The organism is Salirhabdus sp. Marseille-P4669, assembly GCF_900240405.1.
Lineage (GTDB): Bacteria > Bacillota > Bacilli > Bacillales > Alkalibacillaceae > OEQK01.
In genome coordinates this window covers 328,763-348,081 of record NZ_OEQK01000003.1, presented here as the reverse complement: position 1 = coordinate 348,081, position 19,319 = coordinate 328,763, and the positions used below count along the sequence as shown (strand labels likewise).

The window sequence follows — 19,319 nt, the reverse complement described above, 5'->3', positions numbered from 1 at the left end:
TCGTGCTCACATTTCAGTCAGCGGCACATCCTTTATATGTGTTGCAATCCACCAAATGTGTCCGTATGGATCGGTAACTCCTCCGCGGCGATCACCATCAGATTGATTTTCTACAGGCATTAGTTCTTTTGCTCCAGCATCAATCGCTTGTGCGAAAAGGGCGTCTACATCCTCCACATAAAGAAAAAGATGCATTGATGCTCCCCCAAGGGTTACCGGGCTTCGCATAATCGAGTGCTCCGGATACTCATCCACAAGCATGATGATGGAATCTCCAATCTTGATTTCGGCGTGTCGAACCTTTCCGTCTGGGGATGTTAAGCGTAACATTTCCTCTGCTCCAAATGCTTTTTTGTAAAACGCAATAGCATTGTTTGCATCCTTAATAATCATGTATGGCGCAACCGTGTGATGACCTCTTGGTAAGAGATTGGGTTTTGAGTTCATTTTTTTTCCTCCTTAGACTCCTTTTAAATTGATTTTATCATTAAGTTTAAGCAAATAGAGATTGTTTTTAAACTTGGTAAATTACTCAAATTCATTGTTTATTGTTACCTTTTGTTGTACCAAAATATAAGATGTAAATGAGTAAGGGAATTTGCTGAATATTGAAACAAATATACACACTAATTCGTATATGATGTATGTTACAAAATTAGGAGGAAATATTTTGCTTTATTCTCTTGGTGTTGGTGTGATTATTACGCTTGTTGCACTCGTTATTGGTACTACGACAGGTGACTGGGTTTTATTTTTGAAACTGATAGGGATTGCAGCACTTATTCCTTTGCTACTATCAGGCTTGTTATCAGGAGCCATGGTGGATGGAGATCGTAATAGAGCAAATTACCATACAGAAACTAAAGTAGATCGACAAAGCAAAAACAAATGGGTTATTCGGCTTTTGCTTATAAGCACACCAAATCTAATTTTATTAATCGTTTTATTAGGAATCGGCTTCATGTCAAGATGATTAATTTACTCATGGTTATTGGTGTTTTGATTATAAATTATTGACTTCATTTTCAATTTTGGGGGTTATTTATGTGAAACGCATTTTTATGTTGTTGTGTGTAAGCATACTCATTGTATTAATAGGATGCAAGGAAAGTAGTAGTTCATCAGAGAAAGTTAGGAATGAACTTGAAGGTGAACCAAAAGTGCAACAACAATCTTCAACGGAAAAATATCAGGATAAAGCGGAAAAGCCCATAGAAGAAATGGGAGAACAAGAAGACTCAAGAATATTAGGTGTATATAATCCGGGAAGTGTTATGGAAGGAACCCAAGTTAGCGGTTTAACAGTGGAGAACGTTAACATTGAGAAACAGGGAGAGGACATACAATCGTATATTATTGCTTTCAATGGCGAATTAGAATTAATTGGTTCCGTTAGCTTGGATGAGGCTCATGGTGGATATGTTTTTACGGTAAACAATGAACATTTTACCTTCGTACCTCACACAATGGAAGATGTTAAGAATGGGACAATCTCCTTTAAAATTAAAAATGAGGACGTGTTTAAAGAAGCAGTCGGAGTAGAATTGTCCAGTGGAGAATCTAAAATCATCCATGCTATTTTCAATGATTATACTTCTACATATCTAGCCGAGAGTCATTCCTCAGATTTTGCAACGTTTATTGAGTTGATTATTGATTAGATATAGATTTGTTTTTTGATTTAACACTCCAAAATAGAAAGATTCGATTGTAGGGAGATATGCTATTGCGTATTGCTTATCATGAATCTGTTCATACAGGTCAATTATCAGACTATATGAGCACTATGGATAATGCTCCCATCCATTCCTTTGAACCAGTTAATTCATACAGTAACTAGTTAACTATACTACCAGCAGACCCAACAAACTCTTATATGACCTTAGCAATCCACAATGCTTTAAATGATTTTGGTTATATTATTATCATTTGTTACCAAGGTCCAAGGTATGGATAAAGAAGTTTAGTAAATGATTGAATTTGTACCGTGTTAGTTGCATAAGTACCTTTATCAACGGATATAAACTTTGCTGCTTTAAGAATAATTTGTTATAGTCCTCGATTTAAATAAGTCTAAGGAGGACTATAATATTTCTTTTTTTTTTGGGGAGATATGGAAAATAATTAGATATTTATTGATATAAACGGGGGGGACGATGATGTTGAGGAAACTTATTTGGGTCGGTATTGTTGCGATTTCTGTGCTTATTATGAGCTATGGGTTGAAAACTCGAGTAATGCCCAGGCATTATATAATAGTTTGGTAAAACCTATAATAGATGATCGTAGAATCTCAATTTTTTGGTTGATTGCTGGAATTGCTTTTGTTATCTATCTTTCAGTAAACTATAACAAAGGTAAAAACGAAGAAATTGATAACCTAGAGACGAAACTAGCATCAGAGATGGAAATTTTAATACAAGCTAATAGTCAGTTAAGTAAATATCGTTTAGATGATAACATTTCTATGGTGTTTAGTAAGTTTGTACAAAATAATCCTTATGTAATTGCTATTCAGATGTATCAATTTACGGAGAAGAATTTGAGAGGTAATACGATACTTACCGCTAAATATATTGACGGAGATGTTACTGTGGGTGAGAATATAAACGCCATTCATCAACATAATTATCAATGTAAATCATCCATTGTTCGTCAGTTTAGACAAGCGAAGGAGTTATTCGAACAGGATGGTGATGGTACATTATTAGTGGATTTTATATTATCGGCTTATGATCAATTATGCAAGGGAACAATTGATGATTTAGATCAAGAAGATGCTGTTTTGTGTTCATTAATGTACCTTTCTCTTGAAATGCTAGAAAATGAATTTGGTGTAAATATGGTATTAGGTGATAAAGAAGAGGAGTTGCGGAAATTACTTGATCATTATCGTACAGGGATTTTTAGAGGTGCAATTCTGAAAGGGACTACTTATACTTTTACACATACAAAGGAAAATGCAAAGTTAGATCGCCAGTACATGACACAAATGGTAACAATTCGTGATGAGAAAAGGATTTTCTTGATCGCGTTAGATTCAAGTGTTCTAGATGCTGATGCGGATGAAAATTTAACTGCCATAAAGGATAATTTGGAAGGACTTTTAAATGAATTAGAAAACGTGTATAATATAGCTAAAGAGAGGGTGGGTGATTGATATGTCAAAAAAGAGTAATGTTATAACAAAACAGGATTCTAATAAAGCTTTAGTAATTAATAGGCTTAAAGCGGCAGGCATAACAATTCACAATGGAAAGAAAACACCTAAAAACGGACGTTATTCAGCTGTAGTTGGAAGTTTAGAGGAAGAGAGAGTATTAAAAATTTAATTATAAATATTTAAAGGGGGGCCGTTAATATGGTCCTCTTTTTTGCATAAACATACTTATATATGGGGAGAAGAAATATGAGGTGATTTCTAATGGGAAGAACAGATAAGAACAGTCATAAGAAAGAAATCATTGAAAAGCTTCAAAAAGCTGGTATTGAAATTCGTGAAGGGAAACCAAGTCCCAAAAATGGACGTTATTCAGCAATAGTAGGTCATTTGCAAAATGAAATCATATTAAACATCCCAAATTGGCCGAATGACTTCAAAGAAAAGAGATAAGGTATAATTTAAAGATGTTGCGCGTGCAATTGTTTATGTGAACAATATTCTTATAAATCATTTTCTTTATAACATTTTCTGACCTATTAATACGTTCTACAGTGTTTTACAAACAAAGTGCTCTTTGGAGCAAACTGCTTTTAAGATACATTTTTTTATCTTACAGTTTGTTACAAAGTTCGCTTTTTTATTTTGCTTCAAATTTAATAAACTGGCTCTATACTAAATGTGGTGTGCCCCCAGTCTTATCAAGGCTTGAAAGATAAGACATAAAATGTACTGAACACCAAACTTTGGTCTAAAATATTTAAGCAGCTAATTGGCTGGTTCAAAGAGAGTGATAAACAACCAGCTAAACAAGGCTTAGAAGAGTGTTTGCGAATCATGGAAACCTCTGGTATGGAGGGGTAACAAAGAGTATCGAGTATCAAAGACATTTAAAAGGTGGAAACAAGATATAAATTCACCTTTAATATGAGTTTATTATTTAGAGATGGTAACTTAAATAAATATTTTAAGGAGTTAAACAAAACTAATTGCTTGCACCATAGTATTTCGTATTGTTAAAAATTATTGAAATAACTTCGAATCTCCGTCATAAATTGTAATAGATAAGGCGGATAAAACCTGTTTTTTCTGTAGATGAAGTAGATAGGTCTTGGGGTAAATTCTAGGCCGTTAACAGGTAATACTTTCACTTCTTTATTGTCGAAAATTTTCGTCCCTGTTGAGATTGGTAATAGTGCTGCTCCAATTCCCATTTCAATCATTTTGATCATTAATTCAATATGATTTATTTCCATTTTAATAGAAAGGGATATATCATTATTTTCTAACTCAGATTCGATATATTTTCGAATAGGTGTATCTTTTTTAAAGGCAATAAAATCTAGCTGACTTAAATCCTCTGCATTTATTTCCGTGTGCTTTGCATAAACACTATTTATGGGGACGACTAAACATATTGATGTATGAATGCCTAATTTTATACTTTCAATCTTTTCAAATAAATGCTTTGTATCTACCAATCCAAAGTCAAGTTCATATTGGTCAACGAGCTGATAAATTTCCTTGGAGGGGCCGATTTCGTTTATTTCATAGGTAATGTTTGGATAAGATTGACTGAAATTTACTAAAAACTGCGGCATAGTAGTCAACAGAATTTGGAAGCCTCCACCAATTCGGATATGACCAAAATTCGGATGTTTGTATAATTCAACCTCACCTCTTATATCGGAGTACATTTGTAGTAGAGACTTGGTTTGCTCATAAAATCTCTTCCCAATCGGATTTAAAATTAATTTTTTCCCTTCCCGATCAAAAAGATCAACTCCAAGCTGACTTTCTAGTTTTTGAATTCGGACTGTTAAATTAGGCTGATTAGCATGCAATCGTTTTGCAGCATCAGATAAAGAGCCGCATTCGACAACAGCAACGAAGGTTTCCAATAAATCGAAAATAATAATCCCTCCTTATACTCGAAATTTATATTGTTTATTAATTATATATATTTTACATATATAAGTTCAATATTTAGAATAGTAAAAAAATGATAATAAACAAATATCAAATGTATACGGGTGAAAGGGGATTACGGAAATGAGGGGTAGGTATAATTTATTGATTATTCTATTAATCTTCTTCGTTATGATGGGCGTGGCATGTAGTAACAAGGAATATAAAAATCAAGAGTTAGGGGATGAAACAGACCAGGCAGATGCGGATTCTGGATCTTACTGGCCAACCGAATCATGGAAGGAAGCAATACCCGAAAGCGTCGGTATGGATCCTACGTTATTATCCGAGATGTTTCAACATATTGAGGAAGAGAATATTCCCATGGAGGGCTTTGTAGTTGTTAAGGATGGTTATATTGTAGCTGAAAAATATGGTGGTGATTATACGGTGGAAACGCCGCATCCTATCTATTCTGTAACCAAAAGTGTAACATCCGCTTTAGTTGGTATTTCCATTAAAAAAGGAATAATAAATAGTGTAGAGGATAATGTATTTGATTACTTAGATCCTAGCAAAATAGACAATATGGATGATTGGAAAAAGGACATATCGATAAAACAACTATTGACCATGCAGTCTGGTCTTGACTTTCCTGAGCAAACTAAAGAAAATTTCTATGAATCTAGCACGTGGAAGGAATTCATGGAAGGTAGTGATCCAACCTATTTTCTCTTAAATCTACCTGTACGAGATAATCCGGGTACTTGGAATTATAGTACGGGTGATGCAAGAGTGATCTCAAGAATTATTCAGGAAGCATCAGATAGGAGTTTGTCAGAATATGCACAAGAGCACCTTTTTAAACCACTTGGAATACAAGCGGATGATGTTGAATGGCCGTCCGATCGATCTGGTACATCATTCGGTGGTACTGGGGTGTTGATGAAGCCAAGAGACATTGCGAAAATTGGCTATCTGTATTTACAGGACGGTGTATGGGATGGTGAGCAACTTTTCCCTGAAGGTTGGGTGGAAGAAAGTACTAAACCACACTCAGATACAGGCGGTAATTTTGATGGAGATAAGTATGGATATTTCTTTTGGTTAAAGAAAATAAATGGTTATAACACCTACAGAGGAATGGGCTTATACGGGCAGTATATGGTGATTGTGCCAGACTTAAATTTAGTTGTTGTACAAACGTCAAGTGGGATGGATGTGGATCCGTTGTTAGAAGAATATATTATTCCTTCGATTCAGAAATAGTTGAGGTGTGTTTATAGCAAATAAAACAGACTACCATTGACAAACGACAATAAACCACCTATATTTTACATTTTAAGGAAACCTTTTCTGTTATAGGTTTCCTTTTTCTTTTTGCGTGCAGATTCAAATTTTTTGTTTAATGCAACTTTTTAATGTTTCAATTCGTTTCATTTATGGAAAGTGGGGGGGAAAGAGGTTCAATGAGCAACAGTCGCGACAGTTTGTTTGTTTTAATTGAGAGAGAGTATAAAGAGCATTATCTCTATTTAAAGAACTTTATTTTTAAACTAACAAATGATGAACAAATAACGGAAGATCTAATACAGGAAACATTTCTAAAAGTTCTGAAAAACCCGGAACAAGTTATAACGGTTACATATTTTCGTAGCTGGCTAATCACTTGCGCAAGAAATCTATTTATTGATCATAAACGGAAGAAAAATCCTTCACTTTTCCAAGATGAAAATGTCATGGTCAAACTAATAGGTAATACCGATAATCCAGAAATTACCTTCGTGGTCAAGGACAGTATAAAACAAGCTTTAAAAGATTTTTCCGAACTAGACCGCTCTATTTTCCTTGCAAAGGAGTATTACGGATACAAGTATGATGAAATAGCTCAGCTCTTAGATGTTCCGGTTAATACGGTTAAATCAAAGATATTCAGATTGAAGAAAACATTGCTTTTAGACAATAAGAGGAGGGGTCAGAATGAGAAATAGCGAAATAATTCATGCCTTAGTTTATGAATTAATGCCCTTATATCAGGACTTAGATGACAATATTCAAAAAATCATCAATGAACATGCTAAAGAGTGTGATGTTTGTAAAGATCAACTGAATAATGTTCGAGATACATTTGACCCTCATGAAGAATCTATTAATGAACAAGTACATAGTATCGAAACAGCCAAGCCTTCTCCATTTAAAAAACTAATTCTTTTTAAGAGGAGCTTATTCGCACTAATTATTATGGCAAGGTTCTTAATATTAGGAATGATCATTTATTTTGCTCAATCCTATTTAGGGAAGGCGCCCTTAATTACGAGCAGTTTAATATTATTTTATTTTCCTTTTGTATGTTTAACAAATGCCATTCATTATGTTTTCTTTAAAAATAAAGTATTCTGGTTTGTTATTTCATTCGATATTTTCATATTATTATTTTTTGACAATCTATTAATGTACTTTTAGTGAGATTAATTGAAAAGGAGTGTTTTTATGAAAACATTAGCAATAGTAGGTGGGGTTGTAGGTATTGTAATATCGTTATTTTGTCAGTTGTTTGCTATTATCGATGATTCATATACATTTGGAAACATAGGTTTTTTAGGTGTAATTAGTGGCATAATAGCGATTATAGGTGCTAATTTAATGAAACGAAATAAAAAGTATGCTTCATTCTTACTTTTCCTTTCATGTGTGACGGGAATTATTGCCATCTCCTATTTTTATATTTTACCATCTTTATTAACAGTTATTTCATTAGTTCTTTTAATTAAAAGTAAATAAATGAATATATGGTTTTAATCGTTTGGCTACTTACTGTCTATATATATAAGATTGAAGTGGTACAGTCATATTACGAAACAGATATTATTTGTAAATTTATAGAGAAACAATTGTAAGGAGATTATCTCGTCGAAGAGAAGTAATCGATAGCAATGTTGATACAGACCTTCAAGTATTGATGGTCTGTTTTTTATGGAATAACTGTCACGATACGGATTACGAAAAAATTATTTCATGTATTTTCAGAAAAATCTTGACAATGCTATGGAATAAAATTATATTATATATAACCAATTGGTTATACGTATAAAGTGAGGGATTGATAATGCCAGATATTTATCGAGCATTGGGTGATTTAACGCGACGGCGTATTTTACAAATGCTTAAATCTAGTCACAAAACGCAAAAGGAAATCGTTGATGCATTTGACATCTCTCAACCAGCTATTAAGAAGCATTTACATGTTCTTTTGGAGGAAGGATTTATTTCCGTAACCATGAAGGGGAAGTATCGTCTCTATTCCTTAAACCTCACCCACCTCCAAATGGCTTTTCAGGAAATGCTTCAGTACACCGGAGAATTACTTGATGAGCAGCTCGTAAATTTAAAAACTTATGTAGAAAAAGGAGAGTTTCGGGATGAACAAGATGAAGGTTAAGGATTCGGTAAAAAGAGAAATTGTTGTGAATGCATCGTTGGAGAAGGTGTGGGATGCGTTGACAAAGCCTGAGCATTTAAATCGTTGGTATACCAAAAATGCAGAGATTGATTTCCGTGTAGGTGGTAGAGGCTTTATGAATCATGGTTGGGGAGCGACAACGGAGGGGATCTATTCCGAAATTGATCCAATGAAGCGTTTTGTTTTGCAAAGCAATAATGGTGATTTTACTACAATTACAACTTTAGAGAATGTAGAGGATGGAATTCGAGTGAGTATTGAATACAAGTCTTCCTTTATAAGTCAAATGGATCAAGCTTCCATCGAAAATATGCTTTTTGGAACAGGTCAATTTTTAGAAAATCTAAAAAGTGTATATGAAACAAATACAGATAATCGCTCCAAGTTTTGGAAGGCTTCTATTGGAATTGTACATACGACAAACGATGGGGTGAAAGGGACAAAAGTCATAAAGGTTAAAGAAGGCTCTGTAGCTGAAACTGCAGGAATTAAGCCGGAAGATATTATTATGGAAATTGATAGTGAGGAAATTAATGGCTATGAATCCTTTGAACGAGTTTTGAACAGTAAAGCCGATCATGAAGCGGTTACCTTAACCGTAGGAAGAAAAGATGAAAAGCTACAAATAAACTGCCCGGTTGATGTTTATCCAGTGCCATATTAAATTGTTTTAAAAAAAGATGCTACAAGGATAGCATCTTTTTTTATGAACACGACAGGGATTCCAAGTTTTTGTTTTCTATCAACTCTTCAAGTGCATCAGAGCTATTCTTTTGCTCTGTTGATCCATGTCTCGTCACTCTTTGTTTAATCTCCTCATATGAAACTTCATCCGTATTGCCCCATTCCTTCCAAGGAACCTTATCATAATTATGGTGCTTATAATACTTCCATATAAGTATACTTCCAGGGGCATAATTGTAGGTTCCCATGTTTATTGGATCTGTGATCATCTCACCAGTTTCATAATTGTAGACCACCTCAAAGCGACCATCGGATGATATGAATTTTACATTATGGGCAGCGTCGTATTCGTCTACTTCATACCTGTGATACTTGGCGCTAAATAGTTGCCATTTCCCACATGCTGCTAGTTCTATCATATCTTCTAGTTTTTCAGGTGCACCACTATATTTATTTAATTCATTACGAAAATAATGGATTTCCTTTGTAATATAAGGAAGCTGTTTAACATGTTGATCAAATGTGGCGAAGAAGATGTGAAAATGCTTATGTCCATGCAAAAGCTCTTGATTTTCCACCAAATCATCCATCATACGTGTAAGTATCGCATGTGAAGCTATTGCTTTGGAATGGTCTAAAATATACCACTTTCGATGCTCGGACCGAATTATATCGTATTGCTCCGATAGTTCTAAAAAGTATGTATCAGATAAAAAATCGGCTTCCAATTCCACTTGAATAGGAGGGTATGTAACACTTTTCTTGTAATGACTGTATCCATAGATCAAAATCATCAGCACGAAAACGAGCATAATGGCATTCCTTATCGGTGGTCGAATTTTGATTGTTCTTTGAATTTCCAATCTATTTTTCCTCCAAAATTATCTTTTCAAGGTCTTTTCTTTGTTTTAAGAATTGTATTCGCAGAAAGTTGTTTAACTATATTATAGATGTTTATGATTAATCGGACTATTATAAATAGTTAAAATATGTAAAAATAATATTTGAGACATTACTTCTTCAAGAAGGAGAATCGCTTTTTAAGTGGAAGTAAGTAATTGGATAGTTTCAAAAGAAGGATTAAATAGGTCGAGTGAGGATTGAGCGAAAATGGATGTAATCATAGAGAAGGCAAATTGTCATGATGCAGAGTCATTAGTGAGATTATATCATGATAGCTATTCAGAAAATGAAGAATTAGGGTTTCCTACAAGTGCATCTAAGGTGAAAGTTACAGAGGTGCAGGACTGGATCCAGAACACAATCTTAATGATAGTGAGAGAAAAAATAACTAATACCATAATAGCCGCTGTTAGATTAAAATATCGAGAGGACTGGCAATGTTATGTGTTAGGTAGATTAGCTGTTAAATCAGCTTACAAGGGTAAGGGTATTGCGACAAAATTAATGAACTACGTAGAATCTTTTCTTTTGGAAAGGAACGAAATGAGAATAAGATTAACAGTTGCTCAAACCCATCCATACTTACCTAAAATGTATGAGAATAAGGGTTATCAGATTGTAGGTGAAAGAGTACTAGATTACCTTCCTTATGATGAATATATAATGGAAAAAGTTTTGTAGATTACGAAACATTAAGGATAAAAGGAAACTCTTAAATGAGTACTTTCTAGAGAATCGATTCGATTTACAAGGAGACCTGAAATGAGCCAGAGTATAGTTAGGGAAGAGTATCAACATTTCATGGGAAATTATTTTTATATCAGGAATGTATATGGGAGGATAAAATGAATACGAAATTAACGCATGTTAGAGTAAATGTTAAAAATTTTGATGAGGCGTTGCAATGGTATATGACTATTTTGGGTTTGCAAGTCGCTGGAACTTGGCCACCTGAAAAGCCTAACTATGCACACTTTGAAGCAGACGGAGGTGCTACATTTGCTATTATGGAAGATGAAAACTATCCATCACATGGAAGATTTAATTTTAACGTTGCTAATGTTGAAGAATTATGGGATGAAATAAAAGATAAAGTATCAGTAGTGGAAGAACTTTTTTCAACACCTTGGGGTTCTAAAAAATTCACAATCCGTGATTTAGATGGCAATGAACTAGGATTTGTTCAAGAAGCTAAATAGCTTATTAAAGGGAGTTAAGGTTTTACCTTCAACTCTTTTTTTATTCCGTTTTGGATAAAGAAGGGAATACAATCCATCCTGTTGAATTATAAACAGATAATATCGTACGGGAGGGCTCGCAATGCTAGATGTACAGGAATCCTTAAAGGAATTTACAAATATGCATAATCAGTTTATTAACGACTGGAGCAATGCAATGCTTACAGGAGATACATCCTTAGTGGATCGAATGACTAGTGATTATTATGTTTCTTTTTTCAATAGCGCACAGGAAAAACCGATTTTCTTCTCCAAACTAGACGCGATAAGTGGAATGGAACAATCCGTCAAGCATTATATGGGTACACAAAAAAGATTTGAGAATAGAGTGATTCGATTACGAAATAGTAAAAATGCTGTTGTGTTTTATGAACAATTGATTGTTAAGAATGAGGAGATTTTAGCAAGGTTATTTACGATTGAAAATTGGATGCGTATGAATGAGAAGTGGATGATTGTTAGGGAAACGGAAGAGCGGATTAGCTGATTGTTGAACGAATAGGTATATCAAATTGAAGGATATATTCTAAGGGTGAAGTACGACAGCGGTTTAGGAACAATAGAAGAATAAATGCTGAAAACGATAATTAGAGAGGAAAGAATAATGAGTTTTGATAAGGATAGATATTTTTCGGAAATAGCGTTAAAAGAGGCTGAAAAAGCCCTTAATGAAAATACATATCCAATAGGAGCTGTAATTGTAGATGAAGATGGTAATTTAATAGCTAAAGGACGAAACCAAGTACATCCACATCAAGATGCAACGGCTCACGCAGAAATCAATGCAATACGAAATTCAGGACAAGCCATATTGACTGCGAAAGTGAATCGTCAGAAATTTACTATCTATACTTCTTTGGAGCCTTGTCCTATGTGTACAGGTGGGATTTTATTTGCAAATATTAAAAGAGTAGTTTGGTTGCTAAATGATGATACAGGGTTTGGTGGTTATCGAAAGATTCGAGCAGCAAATGTATTAAATGAAAGGTTCGATGAAGTTGACATAATGGAAGAACCATATGGGGATTTAAAAATTAGACAACAGGAACTGATGAGTAAGTGGACTGGTAATCCGAACAATATTGTAAATTTACGAAATGCCTTAACTTGACAAAGGATTCATGATGACTTTACCAAAAACTATTGTGTATTCCACGTGCCACCAATATAATAGGTAAAAAGTTCTATTATAATATTTAGTCCGTACAAAGGAGTACATTATGAAAAAAGCAATCATTTTACTTATTATTCTATTTTTAGTTGGTTGTACAAATGATAATAAAGGAAGTGAGTCAGCTAATAGCGAGTTTAATGAATCCGTAAAAACAGCTCAAGATATATCACCAAATGGGGAAATAGAGAAAGTAGACAACACTACTAATGATGAAACGGAAGTGGATTCAGAGAATGAAAGTAAGATTAGTAGTGAAAGTGAAAAAGAATTCCATTCGGTGTATTCTGCAGGATTCCTGAATGTTAGTGAAGACTATGGCACTACCGAATTTCGAATTAATTTGATTCGTCTAGGAATGTCCATTGAAGAGGCATCACTAGAATTTGGAAAACCTGACAGTATCGATGATATGACAGGTCAAGCAAATTGGAGTTTTGTTGATGGTTCTTATGTAGTTGCGTTTGTTATGGATTCAAAGATTAATCATATTGTAGGAAGTGTTCCGTTGCATCTTGTGAGTGAAAAGTCAGATCTTGGCTTAGGAGAACCAACAGCGGTAGATAATGAGACAAATGTTATGTATTATTACCGTGGCTCTGATCAATACTTATCTGCATTTAGAGTAAATGATCGGATGCAATTTGATTTGCAGTATGTGGATGAAAGAGTGAAGAGTTTACATAATTAAAAACCGATAAAATAATCTTAGCTTCGAATCCAATTAGGGTCGGAGCTAATTTATTTTATATATTATTCTGAATTTGTTTAATTTTGTGCTAATATATAGTTTCGTGATGAAGATGTGATGTAAGGAAGGGAAATAAACTGGCTATAGTAAGGAGAATAAAAATGACAAGCACATTCGATAAAAATATTATAGAATCCTATAACAAAAAAGCCTTGGAAAGGAATACTTCAAATGTACAGGACTGGAAGGTTAAAGAAAGAGACAACTTTTTGAGCTACATTCGACAATATAATTGTAACAGTCTACTAGAAATTGGAGCGGGACCAGGGAAAGATAGTCTTTATTTTAAAGAGCAAGGCTTAAGGACCTTCAGTACCGATATTTCACCTGATATGATTAAACTGTGCAAGGAAAAGGGCTTAGATGCAGAGGTTATGAGCTTCTACAATCTTGTTTTTCCCAATCACCACTTTGATTCCATTTGGGCTCTTAATTGTCTACTTCACACTCCAAAGGAAGATATTAAGGATGTTTTACAAGAGATAAAAAGGGTGTTAAAACCGTCTGGGTTATTTTATTTAGGCGTGTATGGTGGAGAAAATTGGGAAGGGGTATGGGAGGAGGATCATTATAGCCCAAAGAGATTCTTTTCCTTTTATGAAGATGAATCTCTAAAAGAATTATTGGTAGAATTCTTCCATATCGAATATTTTGAAGTAGTACCGAAAGAAATAGTTGGTGGGAAATTTAACTTTCAATCTGTTATTTTGAGGAATAAGTAGAGGAGCAGCACGGTTGTGGACATTAATAAAGGTGTCATTCGTTTGTTTGAAACCTATGTAACTACAATTGTTTAATCAAACCTTTCGATAAGGTTCTACTGCTACATCCTTCGAATATGTTGGTACTAATACTACATAGATTGGAGGAGCTAAAGCGTGCAATATTATTATGGAAACCAGATGCCACTCCGGGTTTTGGATGAGGCAGAGTTTTGGAAGCACCAAGAGGAGGAGCATACGGTTGTCATTCGGGAATTAGTTACAAACCTTGAGGATGAATATGTAAAAGCTTTAAAAGAATGGGAGAAGGAGTTTGCCAAAGCACACCAGCGCGTTATCCGTTATATTGAAACGGTTAACCGCACAAATGGGCAAGTATCCCCATCTCTGTATCAGGATGTTTTGCAGCTTACAACCTTTTGCTTGAAGCAGAGTGAACAGTTTATTAACTTTTGCAGGTCTCTTTTGGAAAAGAGTGAACCAATAAAAACTAATCCAACAGCTAAGGTTGTCATGAATCATATTATTGTAGAGTCGGAATACTTTATTGGAGTTGCTCAAACGATTTTATATCAAAGACAATAATCATTACGGGATAAGAGTGCGATTGCGTCTCTTGTCCCGTTTCCTTTTGGGGAAATTATTTGGAACTCGGGCTAGTCCGAATTCTCCAAATATAACATTTTCTAGTAATCCATCATACGTAATATACAACCTCTAAAATCCGTGCTACCATTAAATTAGTTAAAGGTAGAGAGGATTAGTTTTTGTGCAGACAGGAAAAAGCTTCTTTAAGAGAAAAAAACAAGAGATTGGGGTTTCCCTTAATACCATACAGAAAAAAGCGGTGCTACATACAGAAGGGCCATTGCTACTATTAGCTTCACCTGGATCAGGGAAGACGACTACAATCATTATGAGAATTGGCTATTTGATCGAGGTAAAGGGTGTAGAACCTGCTCGAATCAAAGCTGTTACCTTTAGTAATGCATCAGCAAATGATATGAAGGAAAGGTTTCAGCGCTTTTTTCCAGAACTTCCATCTGTTGATTTTTCAACGATTCATAGTCTAGCATTTGAAGTCGTTCGGAAGTATTTTAGACGTAAGGGTGTTTCTTATCAAATTATTGAAGGGGACAATCCAAGCGGAATAAACAAGAAGATTTTATTGCGAAATTTATATAAATCTTTGAATCAAGAGCCAATTACTGACGATCAATTGGACGAGTTAACGACCTATATTAGCTTTGTGAAAAATAAGCTCATACCAGATAACAAATGGGGAACGGTAAAGTGTGAGGTTCCAAAGGCGTTGGAAATCCTACAGGAATATGAAAAATATAAAAAGCATGGGACAAGCAATCTTCTAGTAGACTATGACGATATGCTCACCATCGCATATCATGCTCTCCAAGGAGATGAAGATATTCTGGCATCCTATCAGAGCCGATATGACTATGTCTTAACAGATGAGAGTCAGGATACATCGCTGGTGCAGCATTATATTGTAAAGAAGCTTGTAGAAAAGCATCAAAACCTATGTGTCGTTGCGGATGATGATCAGTCTATATATGGTTGGCGAGCAGCTGAGCCCCAGTATTTAATGGATTTTAAAAACGCATATCCAACAGCACAAGTTTTAAAAATGGAACAAAATTATCGCTCGTCATCAGACATTGTGAATGCAGCCAATCAATTTATAAAGCAAAATAAAAATCGTTATGATAAAAATATGTTTACGAAAAACGTATCCCATAAGCCGATCGAAATAAAAATGCTCGCAGACTACCAATATCAGGCGAATTATTTGGTAGAAAAGATACAGAGGCTGGAGCGTTACAAAGAGGTTGCCATTTTGTTCCGGAATCATTCCTCTTCCATTCTATTAGTGGATGCATTTGATCGGGCTAAAATACCTTTTTACATCAAGGATTCCAATAACCGCTTTTTCAGTCATTGGATAGTGCAGGACATCCTAAACTTTATGCGCCTTGCCTTTGATAATACACGAGTAGATATTTTTGAACGGGTGTACGCGAAGTTTGATCTGTATTTAACGAAGCACCAGGTCGGGAAACTACGGAATGGACCTCGAGAGCTTTCTGTATTTGATCATTTGATGGAAATGGATGAATTGAAGGATTGGCAACTTACTAAAATCAAGAAGATTAAAGACATTTATCGTAAAATGACACTTCGCACGCCGCGACATGTGATTCGAACGATTCGTGATGATTTTGGGTATGAAAAGGTATTAAAGAAGATGTGTAAAGAGCTCGGATTTAAGATGGAAACGTTTCTTGAGACTCTGTATTCCCTTGAACAAATTGGGGAATCAACGAACAACTTGATCGAGTTTGCAAATCGAATCAAACACTTAGATGCCTTAATGAAAGCTTCTCGGTTTAACAAGGGTGAGAATGCAGTAACCTTGTCCACTCTCCACAGTTCGAAGGGATTGGAGTTTGATACGGTATTTATGGTGGACTTAGTTCAAGGCGTGATTCCAGCAAAGGAAGCACAGGATCAAGAGGAAGAAGTGCGTCTTTTTTACGTTGGCATGACAAGAGCGAGATACCATTTGGAGCTGCTAGCATACCGTGAAAAATATGGGAAGGCAGTGAAGCCCTCTATGTTTGTTTTGAATGTGCAAAATATTTTACATCCGAATGAAGACGTTCTTCATAAACCGGAGACATTCAAAGTAAAAAAGCGAAAAGCTCCGGTAAATCCCAATGCAATTAAAGATGAGGCAGTCATCAAGGTTGGACTAAAAATCGAGCATCGGGCGTTTGGTCAAGGAATCATTACGAATTTGGATGAGGATCAGATGGAAATACAGTTCTCGAAGGAAACGAAGCAGCTATCTGTTTCCGCTTGTTTAGAGCGCGGATTGATTGAAGCAGTGTAAAGAATGATATGTACAACATATTTACAAATTTGGATGTTATGATTATACTTAAGCTTAAATTATAACCCTTCACTTAAAGGAGTTTGTTTTATGAGTGTGGCAGTTCTTAATTAATCCATAATTGGATAGCTTGTAAAAGGTTGAAAAACTAGTGATTTAGCTAGTTTATTTGTAATGCCTTTTTCAGGACAATTAAGAACAAGCTACGAAGCGGATAAGTATAGGTATATACGTAAAGCTATGGCGTTGTTTGCTATAGCTTTTTTTGATAAGAGGCATTTGTTCTAGGGCTGGGATTTCATTCCTAAGAGCATTTTATCAAAACCCAAAAGTGAAGGGACAATGACTACCGTCTTAAGCAGAGGCTTGAGGCGTTTTTTTTTATGTTTACATATAAAAGGAGGATATTACATTGAATAGAAATACAATAGAAAAGCTTGAATACGAACGCATTTTAAAGGAAGTTTCACAATTTGCATTAACACTACAGGGAAAGGCGAAGATTAAATCTAGCCCGCTTATTCAAAACAAAACGCAGCTGGAAAGGATGCAGGAAGAGGTAAAGGAAGCGATTGAAATTGTAAAAATTAGCTCTAATGTACCGATTTACTCCTTGGACGATGTAGAGCTTTATTTGGAGCAAGGACACAAGGGACTACCGTTAAAACCAGAACAGCTAACAAAGGTTCAATCCTTTTTGGACCATTGCCGAAAGCTGAAGCAATTTATGCGAGATAAGGAAAATGTGGCTCCTACGATTTCATCGTATGTAAGGTCGATTGAAAACCTTCAAGAGGTGGAAGATGAATTAACACGTTGTCTGAAATTTGGTCAAATCGATGATTATGCTACACCAGAACTTGCCAAGGTGAGAAGGCTAATTGACCAACGGGAAAAGGAAGGAAAAGAGAAGGCAGAGGCTGCAGCTCGTTCGAAGCGCATCGCGGACTATTTACAGGAAAAGCATATCGTGCGAAAAAATGGTAGCTATGCCTTACAAGTGAAAAGGCAATTTAAAAATAAGGTTGATGGTTTGGTTGTGGATGTGTCCTCCTCAGGTGCTACGGTCTTTATTACCCCAAGGGCGGTGGCAGACATTCAGGGAGAAGTGGAATTATTAAAAATGACAGAAGAGCATGAAGTACAGCAAATTCTGTACACCTTAACCAATATGATTTTGGAAAAGGAGCAGGAAATAAACATTGCCATGGATACAATGCTTCATTATGATGTGCTATTTGCGAAGGCGAAGCATGGATTGTCCATAGATGGTGTCCTGCCTCAATTAAATGAAGAGTATGAAATTCACTTAATAAAGGCGCGACACCCAATGCTGAAAGGAAATGTTGTGCCACTTTCCATCCATTTGGACCGAATAGATCGAGCATTAGTTATTACTGGTCCTAATACAGGAGGGAAAACAGTAACATTAAAAACAGTTGGCCTCCTTTGTATGATGGCACAGACAGGCCTGCTCATTCCGGCTGAAGAGGGTAGTACAATCCATCTATTTGCCAACATTTTCGTTGATATGGGAGATGGTCAAAGCATTGATGAAAATTTAAGTACGTTTAGTTATAGGTTGAAAAATATGATTCAGGTTCTAGAGGAAACCAATGATAATACCCTTGTGTTATTAGATGAATTAGGCTCCGGAACCGATCCAAATGAAGGGATGGCCCTTGCCCAGGTAATATTGGAGCAGCTCGTAGATAAAGGAGCAACCTTACTTGCTACTACCCATTATAGTGAATTAAAAACCTTAGCACAGAAGAAGGCTGGATTTATCAATGGTTCCATGGAGTTCGATATAAATACATTGCAGCCAACATACAAATTATTAGTAGGGGAAGCAGGAAATAGTCAAGCGTTCCCAATTGCAATAAAGCTAGGAATGCATCCAGAGCTTGTGGAACGGGCATATGAGCTGATTTACAAGGAGAAGCGAGAGCACATTCATTTTGAAGGTAAGGAAGCTTTCAAGCGTAGCTATCAAAAACAAATCGCAGTGAATCGATATGCGAGACCAGTGAAAAAGGAGAAAAAACAGGGTGTAGTGCCTCAGTTTGATCAGGGTGATAATGTGAAGGTTTCCCCAAATGATGAAACTGGTATAGTTTACACAGGACCTGACAGTAGAGGTAATTATGTGATTCAAATGAAGGGTGAGAAAAAGACAATCAATCATAAATTTCTGAAGCTGCATATTAAAGCAAGTGAACTATATCCGGCCGGTTATGATTTTGATCAAATTTTCAAATCAAAGGAGGAACGAAAGAAAAGTCGGATAATGGAAAAAAGACATGTTGAGGGATTAACAATTGAGATTGAATAGCGCGATGAATAAACGGTTTGTAGGACCAGGAGAAGCCTCCTGGTCCTACTCTATATTTTTTAGGATTCCTTTTGTT

At 35.4% G+C, this 19,319-nt stretch carries 23 protein-coding genes; 20 read left to right on the top strand and 3 right to left on the bottom strand.

Going from position 1 to position 19,319, the window contains the following annotated elements; all coding sequences use genetic code 11:
* Positions 1–6: 6 nt before the first annotated feature.
* Positions 7–447 (bottom strand): VOC family protein, encoded by a 441-nt coding sequence (locus C1A05_RS08320; RefSeq protein WP_102027738.1) that lies wholly within the window; start codon positions 445–447, stop codon positions 7–9.
* 223 nt (positions 448–670) lie between these two features.
* Between C1A05_RS08320 and C1A05_RS08315 the strand changes: the two genes are divergently transcribed.
* From C1A05_RS08315 to C1A05_RS08300, 5 genes are all read left to right on the top strand, one after another.
* Positions 671–973 carry a DUF5316 family protein gene (locus tag C1A05_RS08315; RefSeq protein ID WP_102027737.1) on the top strand — a complete coding sequence of 101 codons (303 nt, stop codon included), beginning with the start codon at positions 671–673 and terminating at the stop codon, positions 971–973.
* A 73-nt stretch (positions 974–1,046) separates the two neighbouring features.
* Positions 1,047–1,661: a hypothetical protein gene (locus C1A05_RS08310; protein ID WP_102027736.1), complete on the top strand. Its 615-nt coding sequence runs from the start codon at positions 1,047–1,049 to the stop codon at positions 1,659–1,661.
* Between the two features lie 515 nt (positions 1,662–2,176).
* Positions 2,177–3,160 (top strand): hypothetical protein, encoded by a 984-nt coding sequence (locus C1A05_RS08305; RefSeq protein WP_102027735.1) that lies wholly within the window; start codon positions 2,177–2,179, stop codon positions 3,158–3,160.
* A 1-nt stretch (position 3,161) separates the two neighbouring features.
* Positions 3,162–3,332, top strand: coding sequence for a hypothetical protein (locus C1A05_RS18010; RefSeq protein ID WP_159462034.1), 171 nt, complete (start codon positions 3,162–3,164; stop codon positions 3,330–3,332).
* Positions 3,333–3,424: 92 nt separating this feature from the next.
* A complete protein-coding gene (locus C1A05_RS08300; protein WP_102027734.1) occupies positions 3,425–3,613 on the top strand; it encodes a hypothetical protein in 189 nt (62 codons plus the stop codon).
* Between the two features lie 563 nt (positions 3,614–4,176).
* Here the strand turns inward: C1A05_RS08300 and C1A05_RS08295 are convergent.
* Positions 4,177–5,061, bottom strand: a complete 885-nt coding sequence (locus C1A05_RS08295; RefSeq protein ID WP_102027733.1) for a LysR family transcriptional regulator — start codon at positions 5,059–5,061, stop codon at positions 4,177–4,179.
* Between the two features lie 151 nt (positions 5,062–5,212).
* Here C1A05_RS08295 and C1A05_RS08290 point away from each other — a divergent pair, with 151 nt between their 5' ends.
* The 6 genes from C1A05_RS08290 (at position 5,213) to C1A05_RS08265 (ending at position 9,192) form a co-directional block, all read left to right on the top strand.
* Positions 5,213–6,337, top strand: coding sequence for a serine hydrolase domain-containing protein (locus C1A05_RS08290; protein ID WP_102027732.1), 1,125 nt, complete (start codon positions 5,213–5,215; stop codon positions 6,335–6,337).
* Positions 6,338–6,537: 200 nt separating this feature from the next.
* The gene (locus tag C1A05_RS08285) at positions 6,538–7,059 is read left to right on the top strand and encodes an RNA polymerase sigma factor (RefSeq protein WP_159462033.1); all 522 of its coding nucleotides are present in this window, start codon (positions 6,538–6,540) and stop codon (positions 7,057–7,059) included.
* The gene (locus tag C1A05_RS08280; RefSeq protein ID WP_102027730.1) at positions 7,049–7,531 is read left to right on the top strand and encodes a hypothetical protein; all 483 of its coding nucleotides are present in this window, start codon (positions 7,049–7,051) and stop codon (positions 7,529–7,531) included. The genes C1A05_RS08285 and C1A05_RS08280 overlap by 11 nt, the downstream gene beginning before the upstream one ends.
* Before the next feature lie 27 nt (positions 7,532–7,558).
* Positions 7,559–7,849: a hypothetical protein gene (locus tag C1A05_RS08275; protein WP_102027729.1), complete on the top strand. Its 291-nt coding sequence runs from the start codon at positions 7,559–7,561 to the stop codon at positions 7,847–7,849.
* 325 nt (positions 7,850–8,174) lie between these two features.
* On the top strand, positions 8,175–8,507 hold the full coding sequence (locus C1A05_RS08270) for an ArsR/SmtB family transcription factor (protein WP_102027728.1): 333 nt from the start codon (positions 8,175–8,177) through the stop codon (positions 8,505–8,507).
* The gene (locus C1A05_RS08265; RefSeq protein ID WP_102027727.1) at positions 8,488–9,192 is read left to right on the top strand and encodes an SRPBCC domain-containing protein; all 705 of its coding nucleotides are present in this window, start codon (positions 8,488–8,490) and stop codon (positions 9,190–9,192) included. The genes C1A05_RS08270 and C1A05_RS08265 overlap by 20 nt, the downstream gene beginning before the upstream one ends.
* Before the next feature lie 40 nt (positions 9,193–9,232).
* On the opposite strand, the gene C1A05_RS08260 is transcribed toward C1A05_RS08265, so the two are convergent.
* Positions 9,233–10,075, bottom strand: a complete 843-nt coding sequence (locus C1A05_RS08260) for a hypothetical protein (protein ID WP_234998419.1) — start codon at positions 10,073–10,075, stop codon at positions 9,233–9,235.
* A 247-nt stretch (positions 10,076–10,322) separates the two neighbouring features.
* Here C1A05_RS08260 and C1A05_RS08255 point away from each other — a divergent pair, with 247 nt between their 5' ends.
* The 9 genes from C1A05_RS08255 to C1A05_RS08215 all read left to right on the top strand — a co-directional run bounded on the left by C1A05_RS08255 (position 10,323) and on the right by C1A05_RS08215 (position 19,243).
* Positions 10,323–10,796: a GNAT family N-acetyltransferase gene (locus C1A05_RS08255; protein WP_102027726.1), complete on the top strand. Its 474-nt coding sequence runs from the start codon at positions 10,323–10,325 to the stop codon at positions 10,794–10,796.
* Between the two features lie 164 nt (positions 10,797–10,960).
* Entirely contained in the window at positions 10,961–11,314 is a 354-nt protein-coding gene (locus tag C1A05_RS08250; protein ID WP_102027725.1) for a VOC family protein, read from the top strand.
* Between the two features lie 121 nt (positions 11,315–11,435).
* Positions 11,436–11,840 (top strand): hypothetical protein, encoded by a 405-nt coding sequence (locus C1A05_RS08245; RefSeq protein ID WP_102027724.1) that lies wholly within the window; start codon positions 11,436–11,438, stop codon positions 11,838–11,840.
* Between the two features lie 117 nt (positions 11,841–11,957).
* Entirely contained in the window at positions 11,958–12,464 is a 507-nt protein-coding gene (locus C1A05_RS08240) for a nucleoside deaminase (protein WP_102027723.1), read from the top strand.
* A 109-nt stretch (positions 12,465–12,573) separates the two neighbouring features.
* Entirely contained in the window at positions 12,574–13,215 is a 642-nt protein-coding gene (locus tag C1A05_RS08235; RefSeq protein WP_102027722.1) for a hypothetical protein, read from the top strand.
* A 161-nt stretch (positions 13,216–13,376) separates the two neighbouring features.
* On the top strand, positions 13,377–13,997 hold the full coding sequence (locus tag C1A05_RS08230; protein WP_102027721.1) for a class I SAM-dependent methyltransferase: 621 nt from the start codon (positions 13,377–13,379) through the stop codon (positions 13,995–13,997).
* Between the two features lie 156 nt (positions 13,998–14,153).
* On the top strand, positions 14,154–14,582 hold the full coding sequence (locus C1A05_RS08225; protein WP_102027720.1) for a DUF2935 domain-containing protein: 429 nt from the start codon (positions 14,154–14,156) through the stop codon (positions 14,580–14,582).
* A 184-nt stretch (positions 14,583–14,766) separates the two neighbouring features.
* Complete coding sequence (locus tag C1A05_RS08220) at positions 14,767–16,908, top strand: ATP-dependent helicase (RefSeq protein ID WP_102027719.1); 2,142 nt, start codon at positions 14,767–14,769, stop codon at positions 16,906–16,908.
* Positions 16,909–17,320: 412 nt separating this feature from the next.
* Entirely contained in the window at positions 17,321–19,243 is a 1,923-nt protein-coding gene (locus C1A05_RS08215) for an endonuclease MutS2 (RefSeq protein ID WP_102027718.1), read from the top strand.
* Positions 19,244–19,319 lie beyond the last annotated feature (76 nt).

Coding starts and splice junctions, on each gene's coding strand:
- C1A05_RS08235 (WP_102027722.1), top strand. CDS start 12,574: ATGAAAAAAGCAATCATTTTACTTATTATTCTATTTTTAGTTGGTTGT.
- C1A05_RS08280 (WP_102027730.1), top strand. CDS start 7,049: ATGAGAAATAGCGAAATAATTCATGCCTTAGTTTATGAATTAATGCCC.
- C1A05_RS08270 (WP_102027728.1), top strand. CDS start 8,175: ATGCCAGATATTTATCGAGCATTGGGTGATTTAACGCGACGGCGTATT.
- C1A05_RS18010 (WP_159462034.1), top strand. CDS start 3,162: ATGTCAAAAAAGAGTAATGTTATAACAAAACAGGATTCTAATAAAGCT.
- C1A05_RS08275 (WP_102027729.1), top strand. CDS start 7,559: ATGAAAACATTAGCAATAGTAGGTGGGGTTGTAGGTATTGTAATATCG.
- C1A05_RS08265 (WP_102027727.1), top strand. CDS start 8,488: ATGAACAAGATGAAGGTTAAGGATTCGGTAAAAAGAGAAATTGTTGTG.
- C1A05_RS08245 (WP_102027724.1), top strand. CDS start 11,436: ATGCTAGATGTACAGGAATCCTTAAAGGAATTTACAAATATGCATAAT.
- C1A05_RS08230 (WP_102027721.1), top strand. CDS start 13,377: ATGACAAGCACATTCGATAAAAATATTATAGAATCCTATAACAAAAAA.
- C1A05_RS08250 (WP_102027725.1), top strand. CDS start 10,961: ATGAATACGAAATTAACGCATGTTAGAGTAAATGTTAAAAATTTTGAT.
- C1A05_RS08240 (WP_102027723.1), top strand. CDS start 11,958: ATGAGTTTTGATAAGGATAGATATTTTTCGGAAATAGCGTTAAAAGAG.
- C1A05_RS08285 (WP_159462033.1), top strand. CDS start 6,538: ATGAGCAACAGTCGCGACAGTTTGTTTGTTTTAATTGAGAGAGAGTAT.
- C1A05_RS08290 (WP_102027732.1), top strand. CDS start 5,213: ATGAGGGGTAGGTATAATTTATTGATTATTCTATTAATCTTCTTCGTT.
- C1A05_RS08320 (WP_102027738.1), bottom strand. CDS start 447: ATGAACTCAAAACCCAATCTCTTACCAAGAGGTCATCACACGGTTGCG.
- C1A05_RS08300 (WP_102027734.1), top strand. CDS start 3,425: ATGGGAAGAACAGATAAGAACAGTCATAAGAAAGAAATCATTGAAAAG.
- C1A05_RS08255 (WP_102027726.1), top strand. CDS start 10,323: ATGGATGTAATCATAGAGAAGGCAAATTGTCATGATGCAGAGTCATTA.